Origin of the sequence: Sporosarcina sp. P13 (genome assembly GCF_002743055.1) — a bacterium.
GTDB lineage: Bacteria > Bacillota > Bacilli > Bacillales_A > Planococcaceae > Sporosarcina.
The window spans coordinates 21,868-36,891 of the sequence record NZ_PDYM01000032.1 but is presented as its reverse complement, the minus strand read 5'-3'; the positions used below and the strand labels follow the sequence as shown (position 1 = coordinate 36,891).

Here is a 15,024-nt window from a genome sequence, read left to right as displayed (position 1 = left end):
GATATTCCAGTTGAGTTGGAATTGATTAAAGAGTAAATGATAAAGTGATAAAGTGAATAGAACTACCTGGCTAATTTATTGGTTGGGCAGTCCTAGTTGGTGGCTAATTAAGGATTTACGCTCCAGCCGTGGACGCTTGCTTATCTCAAGTCAAGTGTTCCGCACGTCAAATAAGATGAAAAGCCACACTCAAGAACTTTATTCATGGAGGCTATAACTGCAACCTCAAGGAACTTATCCTGTGGTTGCTTTTTTTATTGGTCGTAATAATTTACAATCTAATTACGGGTTCTTTTCGCTGGGATAACCCCAATCTAATCATATTATACAAAATTCTTCAAAGCCTTCTACTACTCTGTTTATTGATTTCATCTTGACACACTTCAGAACATCGGATAATGTATACTAAAATTTGAATATTCAATTAACCTGTAAGTAGAGTAAAAAGGTAGTAATTATTAATTGTATGGAGGGATATTAATGACTAAAAACAACATACACTTGCCTAACTTATCTTTCATACGCCATTGTAGTGAGGAATACAAAGTAAGTAGAGGGCTGTATAACACGATAGATCTATTTTTTTATGAACGTGGATATCAAGATGTAATAGAAAGACGCAGAAACATTTTGTCTTATCTGGATTACTTACAAAACAATAAAATTCATCCAGACGATCGTATTCGATTTGAGAGTGGCGCTTTAAAAGAATCTATGGATAAATATCTATTGACTATCCAAGATTCTTGAATCCATTAATTATTATTTATTAATATTTAGAAAATTCTATTGAAATTATAACTAACATGTTGTAAGATTAGAAAAACTAAACAATATTGCTGGCTATTTGTGTGTATTATTAATAATCTTAATAATATGCGAAGCAAACAGACCCAGTACAAAAGAGCGTACACTCTTTTGTATTGGGTCTTTTTCTATTGTTTATAAAAAAATAAAAAGGCGGGATTTTATATGGTGAAAATTACAGATGTAGAAGCGAAAACTATGAGTGGTGCGCAAGCATTAGTTAAATCTTTGAAAGAAGAAAAAGTAAAAGACGTCTTCGGTTTGATCGGTTCCGCAACAATGGAAGTTTTTGATGCATTATATGATGAAAAATCAATAAATTATATTGGTGTTAGGGATGAAAGAACTGGAACGCATATGGCAGACGCCTATTCAAGAGCTTTAGGTGGAGGCGGTTTGATTCTTGCAGGGCAAAATGGTCCAGGCGCCACAAATCTTGTGACTGGTCTGGCGCAAGCTAAATTAGCTAATTCTCCTGTTGTTGCGATAGCAGGCAGTATCTCTTCTAGTCATGTATATCGGGATGCATTTCAGGAAGTGGATCAGCAAGCTTTATTTACACCTATCACAAAGAAAACGTGGACAGTCAATAGGGCGGATAGAATTCCTGAGATGGTTCAAGAGGCGTTTAGGGTAAGTCAGGAAGGTAAAAAAGGGCCCGTTGTATTGAATATTCCTAGAGACGTATTATCAGATATCCAAGACTTTGGTCGCTTTAAGTCTCCAAGCGAATATCGTAGCGAAAGTTATCCAGCCGCCAACCATGAACAATTGTCCAAAGCAGCTGAACTATTAAGAAATGCAAACAAGCCATTAATCATGGCAGGGGCGGGCGTAAAGTGGAGCCAATCGCAACAAAGTGTGATCAGTTTAGCTGAAACTATTGAAGCACCGATATGCACTTCAGCTGGACATGGAGATGCAGTTCCCAATGATCACCCGTTATTTGCTGGTCAAGTCGGCCCAAGAGGAAATGTCGTGGCAACGGAATTGGCAAAAAATGCGGATGTAATCTTAGTATTGGGAAGTAGACTCGGCTTTAATTCGACATTCTATACGTATGACCATCTCAACCCTAACGCCAAAATTATTCAAGTTAATATTGACCATAATGCCTTGTCTAGATACTTCCCTGTAGAAGTAGGAATTGTAGCCAGTGCAGGAACTGTAGCTAAGCAACTTGAAAGCGAGTTGAAAAATGACAGAGTTGTATCGACGGAACGTTCTCAGTGGGTAAGACAATTTAAAATAAACAGACATAATCTATTAGCTCAGCGTGCTGAAGAGGGAAGAGCTACAGCAACAGGCTCCATAATTTCGCCAAAGCAAGTGTATCACGCAATTAATTCTGTAATGCCAAGCGATTCTATGTTCACTCTAGACGCTGGAACACTATGTTTACAAGCGAACGATGCGCTTCACTTCCGCCAATCACCATCGTTATTCACACCTTTAGATTTTGGTTTAGTTGGATTTTCATATGCAGCGGGATTAGGTTTGAAAGCGGCTTCACCGGACCGTACAGTCGTAAGTCTAATGGGTGATGGTGGATTCGGAATGACAATGTCGGAAATTGGGACAGCGGTCCAGCATAATTTAAATACTTTAACAGTCGTCATGAATAATCATTGTTGGGGTGCTGAAAAAGCATATCAGCGTGACTTCTTTGACGAACGGTATATGGGAGCAGATATAACGAACCCTCGATTTGATAAGATTGCTGAATTGTATGGCGCAAAAGGATACGCAGTCAATGACCCATCCCAATTACAAAGTGTTTTAGCAGATGCTTTACATTCTGTACAGGCTGGTCACCCTACAGTAGTAGATGTGCAAGTTGATCCAAACGCTTTATACAGTTTCCGTAAAGACTCATTTAAGAATCGTTCTAAATAAAAGTGGAACAAAAAATCCACAGAACAGCTTTCAAACGTAACAAAGGCTGTTCTGTGGATTTAAATAATAAATGCATATTAGGATTTGAAAGGAGATGTTGGAGTGAACATAGGTGTTATCGGATGTGGTGAGCTTGGTTCAAGAATGGCTAAGCGGTTACTTCTTCATGACTATAATGTATTTGGATATGATTGCTGCCAAGTTGCACTAGATAATGTGGCGAAATTAGGTGTAGAACCCTTGAAGTCACCTAAAGAAATTGCTAGTTATTGTGAGGTAATCATTACTTGTGTGACAGATCAATACGCGGTTGAGAAGTGTATTATGGGAGAAAATGGTGTCGTCTATGGATTGAAAGAGAATACAATAGTCATTGAAACAACTACTTCGCTTCCAAGTACAACTAAAAAGATTGGTAAAGCAATTAGAGAACTTGGGGCTGATCTCATTGATGCGCCAGTTAGTAGAGGGATACCTGCTGCTGATAATGGTACTCTTTCTATCTTAGTAGGAGGAAGACCTAGCACATTGGAAAGAAGCAGGGCGATTCTGAAAGTGCTAGGTACTGATATAATCCATTGTGGTGAATTGGGAGCCGGTCATGCTGTAAAAGCAATCAATATGATGATGATGGCATGTAATTTATTAACAACTACGGAAATCGTTTTATTAGGTGAAAGGTCAGGATTAAGCTTGGTTACCATTTTAGAGGAATTGAACCGAAACAGTGGAGAAAATTACATGACCTCCCATCACTTCCCGAAATACGTTCTTACGAATTCATATCAATCCAATTTTTCTTTTGAATTAATGTATAAAGATTTAAATATTGCGATTAAGATGGCGGATGACATGAACTTATCACTTTTAATGGGACAGAGATGCGCGCATATATATAAGTTATTGTCTACCAATGTCTTAGGTAGTGACAATATGCAATCCGTAAAAGAAATTCAAAAATGGATGGGTGATAAATATGTACAGAAAGTTACAACAGCTAAATGAAGGTGCTATTTCAGATGAAACCGAGACGTTGAAGTCTTTAAATGCTCTATTATATGCTACGAACTTACTAACAGCTTACGAGGGATTAGCCATAGCTAAAAAAGCTGGAATAAAACCGGATGTATTTATTGACGCAATCAATGCTAGTAGCGGACAAAGTTATATAACAAAAACTCTTTTAAGTTGTGATAAACAGAAAACTAAATACGGGATGGATTCCACTATTTCAAGTATATATACTAGTTTTAGTAGTACGGTGGAAATAGCTCGTTTAGAGGCTGTTCCACTAATGTTTACAAGCCTAACCCAGGAGATCTTTGCCATGGCGATAAATCAAGGTTTGTCAGCGGATAGTAATGAATGTATGTCAGATTTTATAGAGGAAACTATAGGTGTATAATTGAAAGATAAAATATAAAGTAGAATATTTAGTTTTAATGAAATATTTAAAATATTATTGACAATAATATTTTCTTGAATTACTATAGTAATAGAAATGAGAACTTTATATCTTGGACAGCAAAGATAATATGCAAGAAATGCGGTGATTAAATAATGGTAACGTCAGTAACGAAAAAAAACAATTTGGTTCTTGTAAGTGGTTTTGCGCAAACACCAAAAGGAATTCCATCTAATCATTCTCATAAGTATCTTGGTGTGATTTTACTCATTGATAGCACAACGAATGTGATAGTTGAAGTTGATTTCAGTGTCATCTTTTCTGATTTAGCCAAAAGAATTTTAAAGAGTGAGATTGAAGGATACTGTATAGATGATTCTTTTGCAGGGTTTTCGGATGGAGTGAAAAGAAATATATCTCTTCCTTCACTGGGAGCAATTTTGCAAGCAACACGTGCTGCAATAGATCGTTATAGTGAACATATAAAAAGTAAGGATTTTAAGTGAATAGCACTTTTAATTTAATACAAAAATTCTGGTTTATTTACGGATTTGAAGACAAAACTTCAAATACATTAGTGGATAAAACCCAGTAAGATTTCATGAATGAATTATTTCATGGAATAATACTGGGTTTTTTCTTTTTCCAAAAATTATGATGAAAGCTAATTTGCAAAGGAGTGAGTCATTTAATGAATGCATCATCAGTTCAAAGTAACAACAAAACAAACTATGAGGTGAAAGGAAGTGGTCAACCACTAGTATTAATTCATGGGGTAGGTTTGGATTTGACAATGTGGGAAGGAATTGTTGCAGAGCTATCGTCACAATTTAAAATAATTACATTTGATTTGTTTGGCAATGGGAATTCAGCCCACCCTGAAGGTCCTTATTCACTTAGTAAATATGCAAATCAACTAAACGAATTATTGCAAGAATTAAAGATAGAGAAGGCGCATATTTTAGGTTTTTCTCTAGGAGGATTAGTCGCAATGAAGTTTGCTTTACTTTATTCCCAGAAAACAACTTCTATAGTCGTTGTAAGCGCTGTCTCAAATCGAACTGTTGAAGAACGTGCAATTATTCAATTAAGGGTAAAAAAGACAGAGGAAGAAGGGCATCTAAGCGTAGTGGATGATTCGATTGATCGTTGGTTCGATCAAAAGTTCAAAGCTCAATATCCGGAAGTGGTGAATCGTTTCCGAAAGCGATTGGAAGCAAACGAGCAAAAGGGATATTTGGCTTCTTATCGGGTATATGCCAATGGGGATCAAGAACTAAAACATCAATTATCGGATATTAAATGCCCCGCTTTAGTTATGACAGGTGGAGAAGATCCGCGTTCACATACGAAAATGGCCATGTATATGGGTGAACAGATTTCCAATTCTACTGTTAAGATTATTCCAGGTATCAGACATATGCTACCTATTGAAGCGCCAAATGAGTTTAATCAAATGGTGAAAAGTTTTTTAACTTCATTACCCGAATCATGATATATTTCCGAATGACAGCTACTCAAATCATTGGTTAAAAGTATATAAAAATAAATTTCTACTACAGTACAACTTTACTAATGGGGGGGGATTATTTGGATGAATGAATCAAAAAGCATAAGGGATCAGGTCAATTGGAGCGTTCTTGGAGTTAGTGGCGGTTTTTTTGTATTCTTTATCATCATGTCAATTATGAATGATGGGCTTGTTGGGAAAATAGTAAACTTTGGTTTTGATTGGAGTGTCCGTATCTTTGGGGCCTATTGGCAAGTATTATTGCCAGCGACATTCATAGTTGGGGCAATTATTGCAATGTCGGCAAGTGGTAAGGCTGTGTTAGGTAAAACGGACAAACCAGAAATGAGTTATTTTAAGTGGGCAGCTCTTGTTATCACAGGGATGCTTGGCGCCGGTGCTGTTTTCTGGGCAGCGGCCGAACCTTTATCTTACTTTATGAATGTGCCGCCCGTGTTTTCGGGTATTAAATCAGGAACGGCTGAAGCTGTGGGTCCTGCTCTGGCCCAAAGTTTCATGGATTGGGGATTTACTGCTACGGCAATGTACGGGGCAATCGCTAGTTTAGTTCTGATGTATGCTCATCATAATAAAGGAATGCCACTGAAACCACGAACATTACTATATCCAGTCTTTGGAGAGAAAATTAAAGATAGCAAATTAGGATCTTTTGTAGATGCGGCTTGTATCATTAGTGCATGTGCAGGAGCCATTGCCCCAATAGGATTCCTAGGACTTCAAACTAGCCAAGGATTAGAAACTATTCTAGGATGGCCCAATACTTTTACAATGGTCATCATTGTAATTGGTGTTTTAACAGCGATAGTAGTATTAACAATAGTGACGGGAATCGATAAGGGAATCCAGTGGTTAAGTAAACTGAACGTTAACTTAATAATATTTGTAACTGCTGCATTACTATTATTAGGTCCAGGGGAATTCATTGTTAATACCTTTATTTCATCTATGGGTACCTACACTTCGGAATTTATCAATATTGCAACTTTCAGAGGAGATAGTGAATGGTTAAGCAGCTGGATGCTATTTTACTTTCCTTGGTTCATTGGATTTGGTCCATTGATTTCAATATTTGTTGCAAGGGTTTCTAGGGGTAGGACTATTCGTCAAGTATTTGTATTAGTCGCGGTGATTTCACCCTTATTCGTTAACTTCTGGTTCACCGTAGTGGGTGGTACAGGTATATTTTTTGAAATGCAAAATCCAGGTGTGATTTCATCGGCACTGGAAACCGGTGGGGCCCCAGCTGCTGCAATTGCTGTTGCCCAGCAAATGCCTTTTGGATTATTGATGTCTATAGTAATCATATTGCTCACGATTATATGTACTATTACTACAACAAATTCTATTTCTTATTCCGCATCTATTAGTGTAGTCGGTACTGGTAACCCACCAGTTGCTATTCGTTTATTTTGGAGCTTGATCATGCCAGCATCAGCTGTATTGTTAATTTGGCTAGGAGATGGAGGAATTGGTGCATTACAATCGTTGGTTGTAATAACGGCTGTTCCAATTTCTATAATAGTGCTACCTTTATTATGGAAGTCACCAGGAATTGCAAAGCAATTAGCCTTTGAACAAGGCCTTGTAAAAAATGATAAACCGGTTATCGGAGAAAACAATGTGGAAGCGACCGAAATGAATTGATTCATATAAAAGTGACCCAACAATTAAAATATCAACACGACGGGAGATGTTATTATGAAGTTTAGTATTTTTGCAAATCTATCAGGGCGTGATCGTATAGATGAATTTGATAAAGTTTTAGACGAAGTACGAGAGCAGGCGGTCTATTGTGATGAAAATGGTTATGAAGCAATTTGGTTTACTGAACATCACTTTGGTCACGAAGGATTTGAATTGATAGCAAATCCAATATTGATGGGTGCAGATATTGCAGCTCGGACAAAACGCATTCGAATTGGCCAAGCGGCAAACGTCATTACATTCTGGCATCCGCTAAGGCTGGCGGAAGATATTGCAATGCTTGATCAATTGAGTCAAGGACGAGTAGATGTTGGATTGGCCCGTGGATTATATGGAAGAGAAGCCGCCAATCTAAATCCACTTGCAGATCGTAAAAATGATGCACAAAATCGTGCAATCTATGAAGAGACAGTGGAAATTCTAAAGAAAGCGCTATCAAATAAGTTCTTTTCACATAAAGGTGAATTTTATGAGTTTCCACCTAAAGGTTTGAAGTGGAATCACCCATTAAGTCCTTCAACAAGTGAATTTATGAACATGGATACAAATGAAATAGAAAAAATTTCTATCATTCCACCACCTAAACAAAAAGATCATCCACCATTTTGGCAGATGGTTGAATCCCAGCGATCCATCGAGGAAGCTGCTAGAAATGAATTGAATGCGGTTTTATGGATGCCTACTTTAGAGCATTTGAAAGAACGCTTTAAGATCTATCAGGAAACATTATCTGCTGTAAAAGGTAAGCCGGTGGCCATGGGTGAGGGCCTTGGACTGGTCCGCCCGGTCTATGTAGCGGAAACTATGGAGCAAGCAAGAGAAGATGCTGAGCAAGCAGTATTGGAAAACTATAAATGGGTAAGTCATTGGAGAGGTCTGACACCATTATTAAATCCTGGAGAAGTCGTAGGAAATGAACAAGAATTGGATTTTGATTTTCTTAATCCACGAAATTTAATTTTCGGTACACCTGAACAGGTAACGGAAAAAATTCAGGAATTGAAAGATGAATTAAATCTTCAAAACTTATTGCTGTGGGTTAATTTAAGCGGTCTGCCTCACGAAAAAATGATGAAAAGTTTAAAGCTATTCACAGAAAAGGTAATGCCAAACTTTGTTGAACAAACTACTACTGAAAAAATAGGGGGAAGTGCAGATGCTAAAAGTTCGCAAGTTGTATACAGCAATTGAGGAAGTATTTATTGAAGGTGAAAAGAACGTAGATCAACCGATTCGGATGATTGCATCATTACTTGTAGTGAAAAATCCTTGGTTGGGAAGAGGGTTTGTTCAAGATTTAATGCCGGAAATTAATGAATATGCACCAGAGATCGGTAAAACCCTAGTAGATGAACTATTTAAGTACATTGAATCTGCAGATGATGTGGAGGCTTTTGGAAAGGCTGCTGTAGTAGGCGTTGATGGTGAAATCGAGCATGCATCAGCATTTATTCATACATTAAAGTTTGGAAATGTGTATCGGGATAGAGTAAAGGGCGAAAGTGTATTGAGCTTCACAAATATCCGTGGTGGTGCAGGAACTACGGTTACGATCCCAATGATTCATAAAAATGAAGAATCTACACGTTCGCACTATATTACATTCCAAGCACATATACCCGATGCCCCCCGTGCGGATGAAATTGTGATAGCCATTGGGGCATCCACGGGAGGACGACCTCATCCAAGAACAGGAAATCGTCAGTTGGATGCTCAGGAAATGGGTCTTGTATAAAAAGTAGAACGGTATTTTATCTGTCTGGCTAATAAAGCAGGCAGGTATTTTACCCTTTGAAATAAGAGTATCAATTATACGTAACAGTGAGTATGGAAATAACATTTAGGAGGATCTGCCTGTGAAAACAGTGACAAAGCTAAAACGATATGACATGTATATAAATGGTGAATGGACATCACCTACTGACGGAGAATACTTTCCCAGTCACAACCCCGCAACGGGTGAAGCTTGGTGTGAAGTAGCGAAAGGTTCGGCAGTCGATGTCGACAATGCTGTTCAAGCAGCACATGCTGCTTTCCTATCTCCTGAATGGCGAAAAATGACGCCGACACAGCGTGGACATCTAGTGTCAAAACTAGGAGAGTTAATTGCTGAAAATGTAGAAACACTTGCGAAATTCGAGACATTAGATAATGGTAAACTCATTCGTGAAATGCGAGGACAGTTACAATACTTACCAGAGTTTTATCATTACTACGGTGGCTTAGCAAATAAAATACAAGGAAATGTTCTACCAATTGATAAGCCAGATATGCTTGTGTATTCCGTTAGGGAACCACTAGGCGTAATAGCAGCTATCACTCCTTGGAACTCGCCGTTATATTTAACCACACTAAAGCTGGCGCCAGCGCTTATTACAGGTAATACAATTGTTATTAAGCCCTCTGAAATGACATCCGCTTCAATTTTAGAGTTTGTGAAGCTAGTAGAAAAAGCAGGGTTCCCAGCAGGTGTCGTAAATGTAGTTACAGGCTTTGGAATGCCGGTTGGTGATGCATTAACATCACATCCGCTAGTTAGAAGGATAGCATTTACTGGTGGAGAAGTATCTGCCCGCAAAGTGGTCGAAAATTCAGCGAAAAACTTTGCATCACTTTCACTAGAACTGGGTGGAAAATCACCAAATATTGTTTTTGAAGATGCCAATTTAGATAATGCGGCAATGGGAATTATAGCTGGTATTTTCAGCGCTTCAGGTCAAAGCTGTGTTGCAGGATCTCGTGCATTTATTCATAAAAATGTATATGACAAAGTTATGGAAAAACTTGTTCATCGTGTAGAACAAATTAAAATAGGTGATCCTTTACAGGAAGAAACCGAAATGGGACCTCTTGCTACTGAAGCCCAATTACAAAGAGTCGAACAATATGTTGATTGGGGATTAAAAGAAGGCGGGAAGTTAATATGTGGAGGAAAGAGACCAGAAAATATCGAAAATGGCTGGTATTTTGAACCAACGATTTTTGAACATGCAGATAATACATCAAAAATCACTAGAGAAGAAATTTTCGGTCCTATCCTAAGCGTGATTCCGTTTGAAGACGAAGATGAAGTCATCCAATTAGCGAACTCAACAGAATATGGTCTTGCGACGGGAATTTGGACACAAGACATAGGTAGAGCTCATCGTGTTTCAGCAGAGATACGAGCTGGTATCGTTTGGATTAACACATATAGAAGTGTTTCTCCTATCGTGCCGATTGGTGGATCTGGTTTGACCGGCTATGGACGAGAGAGTGGTATGGAAGTTGTACATGAATATACTCAAACTAAATCAGTATGGGTGAATACATCGGATAAGATTATTGAAGATCCTTTTAAGTGGGTATAATCCCAAGATGGGTTTATAGAAACTATTTATCAACGCTAATAAAGGAGGTTGAAAAATGGATATCGAGAACACTATCAATATTACAGACTCGTCAATAGTCTCCATTTGCAATAAAATATACGGCGTGAATAAAGGGATTTTCAACAAAATTGATGAGTGGTTTTATCATATTGGTGTGGTAAACATAAAAGAACGCAGGAGAACAATACTATTATTTATGGAACACATCCAATTGAATAAAATAAGTACTCAATCTACTGTTCCTTTTGGTAGCGGTGGATTAAGGATTATGTTCGACAGTTTTGTTGAAAGTAATATTGGATCAACAAATGAAAATAGAATAGCAATTTAGCAATAGAATCATGGAAGAGGAGGGGGACTTGGTGTATTATGCTGCACTATTACACATGCTGGATCCGGTGAAAAATGAGATCGTTCGCCCCCGCCATATTCAATACTTAGATGGATTGAATGAACAAGGAAAAATTTTTGCAAGGGGACCATTTGCGGATGGATCAGGTGCCCTTGTTATCTATAAAGCAGACTCTTACGAGGAAGCGCTTTCCATGGCTGTGGCCGACCCACATATTATTGAAAATGTGCGTCGACTGGAATTGAAAGAGTGGATTCCGTATTTTAAAAACTAACTGGGGAAGTGATGAATATGCAAAAAGTTGAAAAACAAGAATTATTCAAACAGATTATGGGGAATTATCCAACCGGTGTTACTATTTTAACAACTACAGATGAAGGCGGAACTCCTTTAGGGTTAACTGTAAATTCATTTGCATCAGTTTCTTTAGAACCCTTAATGTTACTATGGTCAATTGATCATCGAGTCTCTTCTTTAAAGGAATTTACAGAAGGAGGGAAATTTGCTGTACATGTTTTGGCGGGTGAACAGCAAGAATTATGTAAAACATTTGCTAGTAAAGTTGAAGATAGATTTAGTGCATGTGAATGGAAGCTTTCAGATAATAAATTGCCAATTATTGAAGGGGCTTTCGGTGTATTTGAATGTAAAACATTTAAAACGATAGAAGCCGGTGATCATACAGTTTTAATTGGAGAGGTAACAGATATTCAAATTGACCCGGAAAAAGAACCAATGTTATATCATAGACGAGTATTTGGTCCAGTACCTCAAGAGTTTTACCTGTCAGAAGTGAATAGTTGATACTATATTATAGTTATCAAATGAAATGTACTATTAATCATCATAGACTAAAGTGATAACCTTTTTATGTAATGCTAAATTAGCAGCAACAATTGCACAAAAGCCTGAAGAGATTGGAAAAAAGGCGATGATAGCAGCGATTGCTAAGTTGAAAGGCGAAGACGTTGAAGCAGATATTCCAGTTGAGTTGGAATTGATTAAAGAGTAAATAGTAAATAGTAAATAGATAAGAACAGCTCCCTGACCGGGTAATCGGTTAGGGAGTTTTTTTGTTATTTTCCATAGAAGTCTGAGGGGGTAACCATGTGTATCCGAAAAATGCTAAGAAATTATGATAGAAGTATGCTTTTTCCTAATCTAAGTCTCTATTGTATAGAGTAATAAAATAGTATTCACCATATAGTTAACAGAATAGACAAAATAATTCGGAGGGGAAGTGCAAATATGGAAACGAATAAAACAGCTGTTAGACGATCTAAACGTTTTCAAGTCCTAGAAGAGCGACCTGTCAATAAAGATGGATTTGTACATGAATGGCCAGAACAAGGATTTGTAGCAATGTCTAGTCCGAATGATCCTCCACCATCGATCAAGGTAGAAGATGGGAGGATTATCGAACTTGACGGGAAAAAACGTGAAGATTTTGATATGCTAGATCAATTCATTGCGGATTACACTATTGACGCACAGTCCGCTGAGCAGATGATGCGTATGAATAGTATAGACATTGCGAGATTATTGGTTGATTTTAATATTCCGCGTGCTGAAGTCTTAGCCGTTGTGAGAGGATTGACCCCTGCCAAGATTGTGGAAGTGCTCAATCAATTAAACGTTGTTGAAATGATGATGGCATTACAAAAGATGCGTGCTAGAAAGAAACCGTCCAATCAATGCCATGTAACGAATATTAGAGATAATCCCGTATTGATGGCGGCAGATGCAGCCGAAGCCGCATTAAGAGGATTTGATGAACAAGAAACAACAGTAGGAGTCGTTCGCTACGCACCTTTTAATGCATTAGCACTTTTGATAGGTTCTCAAACGGTCAGAGGTGGGATTTTAACACAAGATGCACTAGAAGAAGCTACAGAATTACGATTAGCTATGTTGGGCTTAACTACGTATGCAGAAACTATTTCTATTTATGGAACCGAATCGGTCTTTAAAGATGGGGACGATACGCCATGGTCGAAATCATTCCTAGCCTCTGCTTATGCATCGCGAGGTTCGAAAATGCGATTTACTTCTGGTACAGGTTCTGAAGTGCAGATGGCGGGTGCAGAAGGGAAATCGATGTTGTATTTAGAAATACGCTGTATCATGATGGCAAAAGGAGCAGGTGTTCAAGGGTTACAGAACGGTTCGATTAGTTGTATTGGAATTCCGGCTGCCGTACCAAGTGGAATCCGTGCCATATTGGCGGAAAACTTAGCGACTACTATGTTTGATTTAGAAGTAGCGTCAGGGAATGATCAGACGTTTTCTCATTCGGAAATTCGTCGTAGCGCAAAAATGCTCTTGCAAATGCTACCAGGTACAGACTTTGTCTTCTCGGGTTATAGTGCGGTACCTAATAGTGATAATATGTTTGCTGGGTCGAATATGGATTCATCGGACGTAGATGATTATTTAATTATTCAACGAGATATGATGGTAGATGGTGGTTTGCGACCGGTTGAAGAAAATGAAGTGATCGAGATGCGCTATCAAGCGGCCAAGACGATGCAAGTTCTTTTTGAAGAATTAGGGTTTCCAGAAATAACAGAAGAGGAAATCGATGCAGCAACGTATGCAAATAGTAGTGAAGATATGCCAAAGAGAAATGTAATGGAAGATTTAAAAGGTGCTGAACGTGTACTAAGTGAAGGCATTACGGGCTTGGATGTAGCGAAGGCATTAGCCAATAGAGGCTATCATCAAGTTGCCGAAAGAATCTTCAATATGTTGAAACAGCGTGTGGCAGGAGATTATTTACACACATCCGCTATTATTGATGAAAATAATATTGTTAGAAGTGCCGTGAATAATGAAAATGATTACACAGGACCTGGTACTGGATACCGTATGAGTGAAGAACGTTGGGAAGAAATCAAAAATATTCGGCAAGCAATTAGTCCGAGTGAATATTGAGGAGGCGGAAGTAGATGAAACAATCCTATTCTATTGTTATGCATATGGAAGAGACCGCCAAAGCGCTTAAAGGAACGAATCCTAAAGAAGTAGTGATTGCTATTTCACCGGCTTTTGGGAAAGCGCTTTCAAAAACGATCGTTCAAGTGAATCACAGTGAAGTATTACGGGAAATCATGTCTGGTATTGAGGAGCAGGGAGGAGTGACACGTGTCATCCGCTATTTCGAAACAGCGGACTTGGCTTTTATTGGCCATCAAGCGGCGAAATTAAGTGGTTCAGGAATTGGTATAGGTATTCAGTCTAGAGGTACGACAATCATTCACCAACAAGACTTGGATCCCCTGAGCAATTTGGAACTATTCCCTCAATCACCGCTAATCACGCTTGAAACGTACCGAGCGATCGGCCGCAATGCTGCTTTATATGCTAGAGGGGAAAATGTAAATCCTGTACCTGTCGTTAATGATCAGATGGCTCGGCCACGCTATCAGGCAATCGCTGCGATTCTACATTTAAAAGAATCACAAGAAATTGTGCAAAATAAATTAGCTGTTGATGTAGAGTGCACGTTCACTATTTCGGAGGAGGAAATGGTATGAGTCAATTCACAAGACAAGACTATCCGTTAGGTCAGAAGCGGCCGGAAGTATTATTCACACCAACTAATAAAAGCTATGATGAATTAACTTTAGAAGCAGCGATGAAAGGCGAGCTATCTAGTAAAGATTTACGCATTAGTCCGGAGACGTTAATTATGCACGCAGAGATTTCCGAAAATATCGGGCGTGAACAATTAGGTCAGAATTTTAGAAGAGCAGCTGAACTAATTCGTATCTCAGATGAAAGAATTTTAGAAATCTATAGTGCACTTCGACCGAATCGTTCCTCTTATGAAGAGTTGATGGCCATCGCGAATGAATTGAGAATAGAGTATCAAGCAGATGAGAATGCCAAGTTAGTAGAAGAGGCTGCTGAAGTATATACGCGACGAAAATTATTACGTAAAGATGAGGAATAGGGC

At 38.3% G+C, this 15,024-nt stretch carries 16 protein-coding genes and 1 pseudogene; all 17 read left to right on the top strand.

Annotated features, from left to right (window positions below):
• Window positions 1-480: 480 nt before the first annotated feature.
• The 17 genes and pseudogenes from CSV79_RS12950 (at window position 481) to CSV79_RS12870 (ending at window position 15,021) form a co-directional block, all read left to right on the top strand.
• Complete coding sequence (locus tag CSV79_RS12950) at window positions 481-750, top strand: hypothetical protein (RefSeq protein ID WP_099689483.1); 270 nt, start codon at window positions 481-483, stop codon at window positions 748-750.
• Window positions 751-972: 222 nt separating this feature from the next.
• On the top strand, window positions 973-2,703 hold the full coding sequence (locus CSV79_RS12945) for a thiamine pyrophosphate-binding protein (protein WP_199171921.1): 1,731 nt from the start codon (window positions 973-975) through the stop codon (window positions 2,701-2,703).
• Window positions 2,704-2,805: 102 nt separating this feature from the next.
• Window positions 2,806-3,708: an NAD(P)-dependent oxidoreductase gene (locus CSV79_RS12940; protein ID WP_099689482.1), complete on the top strand. Its 903-nt coding sequence runs from the start codon at window positions 2,806-2,808 to the stop codon at window positions 3,706-3,708.
• Window positions 3,680-4,108: an NAD-binding protein gene (locus tag CSV79_RS12935; protein ID WP_099689481.1), complete on the top strand. Its 429-nt coding sequence runs from the start codon at window positions 3,680-3,682 to the stop codon at window positions 4,106-4,108. The genes CSV79_RS12940 and CSV79_RS12935 overlap by 29 nt, the downstream gene beginning before the upstream one ends.
• A gap of 155 nt (window positions 4,109-4,263) precedes the next feature.
• Window positions 4,264-4,614 carry a DUF3870 domain-containing protein gene (locus CSV79_RS12930; protein ID WP_099689480.1) on the top strand — a complete coding sequence of 117 codons (351 nt, stop codon included), beginning with the start codon at window positions 4,264-4,266 and terminating at the stop codon, window positions 4,612-4,614.
• A gap of 185 nt (window positions 4,615-4,799) precedes the next feature.
• Window positions 4,800-5,603 carry an alpha/beta fold hydrolase gene (locus tag CSV79_RS12925; protein WP_099689479.1) on the top strand — a complete coding sequence of 268 codons (804 nt, stop codon included), beginning with the start codon at window positions 4,800-4,802 and terminating at the stop codon, window positions 5,601-5,603.
• A 99-nt stretch (window positions 5,604-5,702) separates the two neighbouring features.
• On the top strand, window positions 5,703-7,283 hold the full coding sequence (locus tag CSV79_RS12920) for a BCCT family transporter (protein ID WP_099689478.1): 1,581 nt from the start codon (window positions 5,703-5,705) through the stop codon (window positions 7,281-7,283).
• A gap of 54 nt (window positions 7,284-7,337) precedes the next feature.
• Window positions 7,338-8,534, top strand: coding sequence for an LLM class flavin-dependent oxidoreductase (locus tag CSV79_RS12915; protein ID WP_099689477.1), 1,197 nt, complete (start codon window positions 7,338-7,340; stop codon window positions 8,532-8,534).
• Entirely contained in the window at window positions 8,500-9,078 is a 579-nt protein-coding gene (locus tag CSV79_RS12910; protein WP_099689476.1) for an amino acid synthesis family protein, read from the top strand. Before CSV79_RS12915 ends, CSV79_RS12910 begins: the two co-directional genes overlap by 35 nt.
• 121 nt (window positions 9,079-9,199) lie before the next feature.
• The gene (locus tag CSV79_RS12905) at window positions 9,200-10,693 is read left to right on the top strand and encodes an aldehyde dehydrogenase (protein WP_233201445.1); all 1,494 of its coding nucleotides are present in this window, start codon (window positions 9,200-9,202) and stop codon (window positions 10,691-10,693) included.
• Window positions 10,694-10,748: 55 nt separating this feature from the next.
• The gene (locus CSV79_RS12900; protein ID WP_099689475.1) at window positions 10,749-11,045 is read left to right on the top strand and encodes a hypothetical protein; all 297 of its coding nucleotides are present in this window, start codon (window positions 10,749-10,751) and stop codon (window positions 11,043-11,045) included.
• Window positions 11,046-11,073: 28 nt separating this feature from the next.
• A complete protein-coding gene (locus CSV79_RS12895) occupies window positions 11,074-11,340 on the top strand; it encodes a YciI family protein (RefSeq protein WP_099689474.1) in 267 nt (88 codons plus the stop codon).
• Between the two features lie 17 nt (window positions 11,341-11,357).
• Window positions 11,358-11,870, top strand: coding sequence for a flavin reductase family protein (locus CSV79_RS12890; protein ID WP_099689473.1), 513 nt, complete (start codon window positions 11,358-11,360; stop codon window positions 11,868-11,870).
• Between the two features lie 70 nt (window positions 11,871-11,940).
• A pseudogene (locus CSV79_RS12885) lies at window positions 11,941-12,078 on the top strand (D-ribose ABC transporter substrate-binding protein); the annotation flags it as partial.
• 236 nt (window positions 12,079-12,314) lie between these two features.
• On the top strand, window positions 12,315-14,000 hold the full coding sequence (locus tag CSV79_RS12880) for a propanediol/glycerol family dehydratase large subunit (RefSeq protein ID WP_099689472.1): 1,686 nt from the start codon (window positions 12,315-12,317) through the stop codon (window positions 13,998-14,000).
• Window positions 14,001-14,014: 14 nt separating this feature from the next.
• Window positions 14,015-14,602: a propanediol/glycerol family dehydratase medium subunit gene (locus CSV79_RS12875; protein ID WP_099689471.1), complete on the top strand. Its 588-nt coding sequence runs from the start codon at window positions 14,015-14,017 to the stop codon at window positions 14,600-14,602.
• Complete coding sequence (locus tag CSV79_RS12870; protein WP_099689470.1) at window positions 14,599-15,021, top strand: diol dehydratase small subunit; 423 nt, start codon at window positions 14,599-14,601, stop codon at window positions 15,019-15,021. The genes CSV79_RS12875 and CSV79_RS12870 overlap by 4 nt, the downstream gene beginning before the upstream one ends.
• The last annotated feature ends 3 nt before the right edge of the window (window positions 15,022-15,024 follow it).

Excerpts from the sequence above, each read along its gene's own strand:
- CSV79_RS12950 (WP_099689483.1), top strand. The coding sequence starts at position 481 with ATGACTAAAAACAACATACACTTGCCTAACTTATCTTTCATACGCCAT.
- CSV79_RS12945 (WP_199171921.1), top strand. The coding sequence starts at position 973 with ATGGTGAAAATTACAGATGTAGAAGCGAAAACTATGAGTGGTGCGCAA.
- CSV79_RS12935 (WP_099689481.1), top strand. The coding sequence starts at position 3,680 with ATGTACAGAAAGTTACAACAGCTAAATGAAGGTGCTATTTCAGATGAA.
- CSV79_RS12930 (WP_099689480.1), top strand. The coding sequence starts at position 4,264 with ATGGTAACGTCAGTAACGAAAAAAAACAATTTGGTTCTTGTAAGTGGT.
- CSV79_RS12925 (WP_099689479.1), top strand. The coding sequence starts at position 4,800 with ATGAATGCATCATCAGTTCAAAGTAACAACAAAACAAACTATGAGGTG.
- CSV79_RS12920 (WP_099689478.1), top strand. The coding sequence starts at position 5,703 with ATGAATGAATCAAAAAGCATAAGGGATCAGGTCAATTGGAGCGTTCTT.
- CSV79_RS12915 (WP_099689477.1), top strand. The coding sequence starts at position 7,338 with ATGAAGTTTAGTATTTTTGCAAATCTATCAGGGCGTGATCGTATAGAT.
- CSV79_RS12910 (WP_099689476.1), top strand. The coding sequence starts at position 8,500 with ATGCTAAAAGTTCGCAAGTTGTATACAGCAATTGAGGAAGTATTTATT.
- CSV79_RS12900 (WP_099689475.1), top strand. The coding sequence starts at position 10,749 with ATGGATATCGAGAACACTATCAATATTACAGACTCGTCAATAGTCTCC.
- CSV79_RS12890 (WP_099689473.1), top strand. The coding sequence starts at position 11,358 with ATGCAAAAAGTTGAAAAACAAGAATTATTCAAACAGATTATGGGGAAT.
- CSV79_RS12880 (WP_099689472.1), top strand. The coding sequence starts at position 12,315 with ATGGAAACGAATAAAACAGCTGTTAGACGATCTAAACGTTTTCAAGTC.
- CSV79_RS12875 (WP_099689471.1), top strand. The coding sequence starts at position 14,015 with ATGAAACAATCCTATTCTATTGTTATGCATATGGAAGAGACCGCCAAA.
- CSV79_RS12870 (WP_099689470.1), top strand. The coding sequence starts at position 14,599 with ATGAGTCAATTCACAAGACAAGACTATCCGTTAGGTCAGAAGCGGCCG.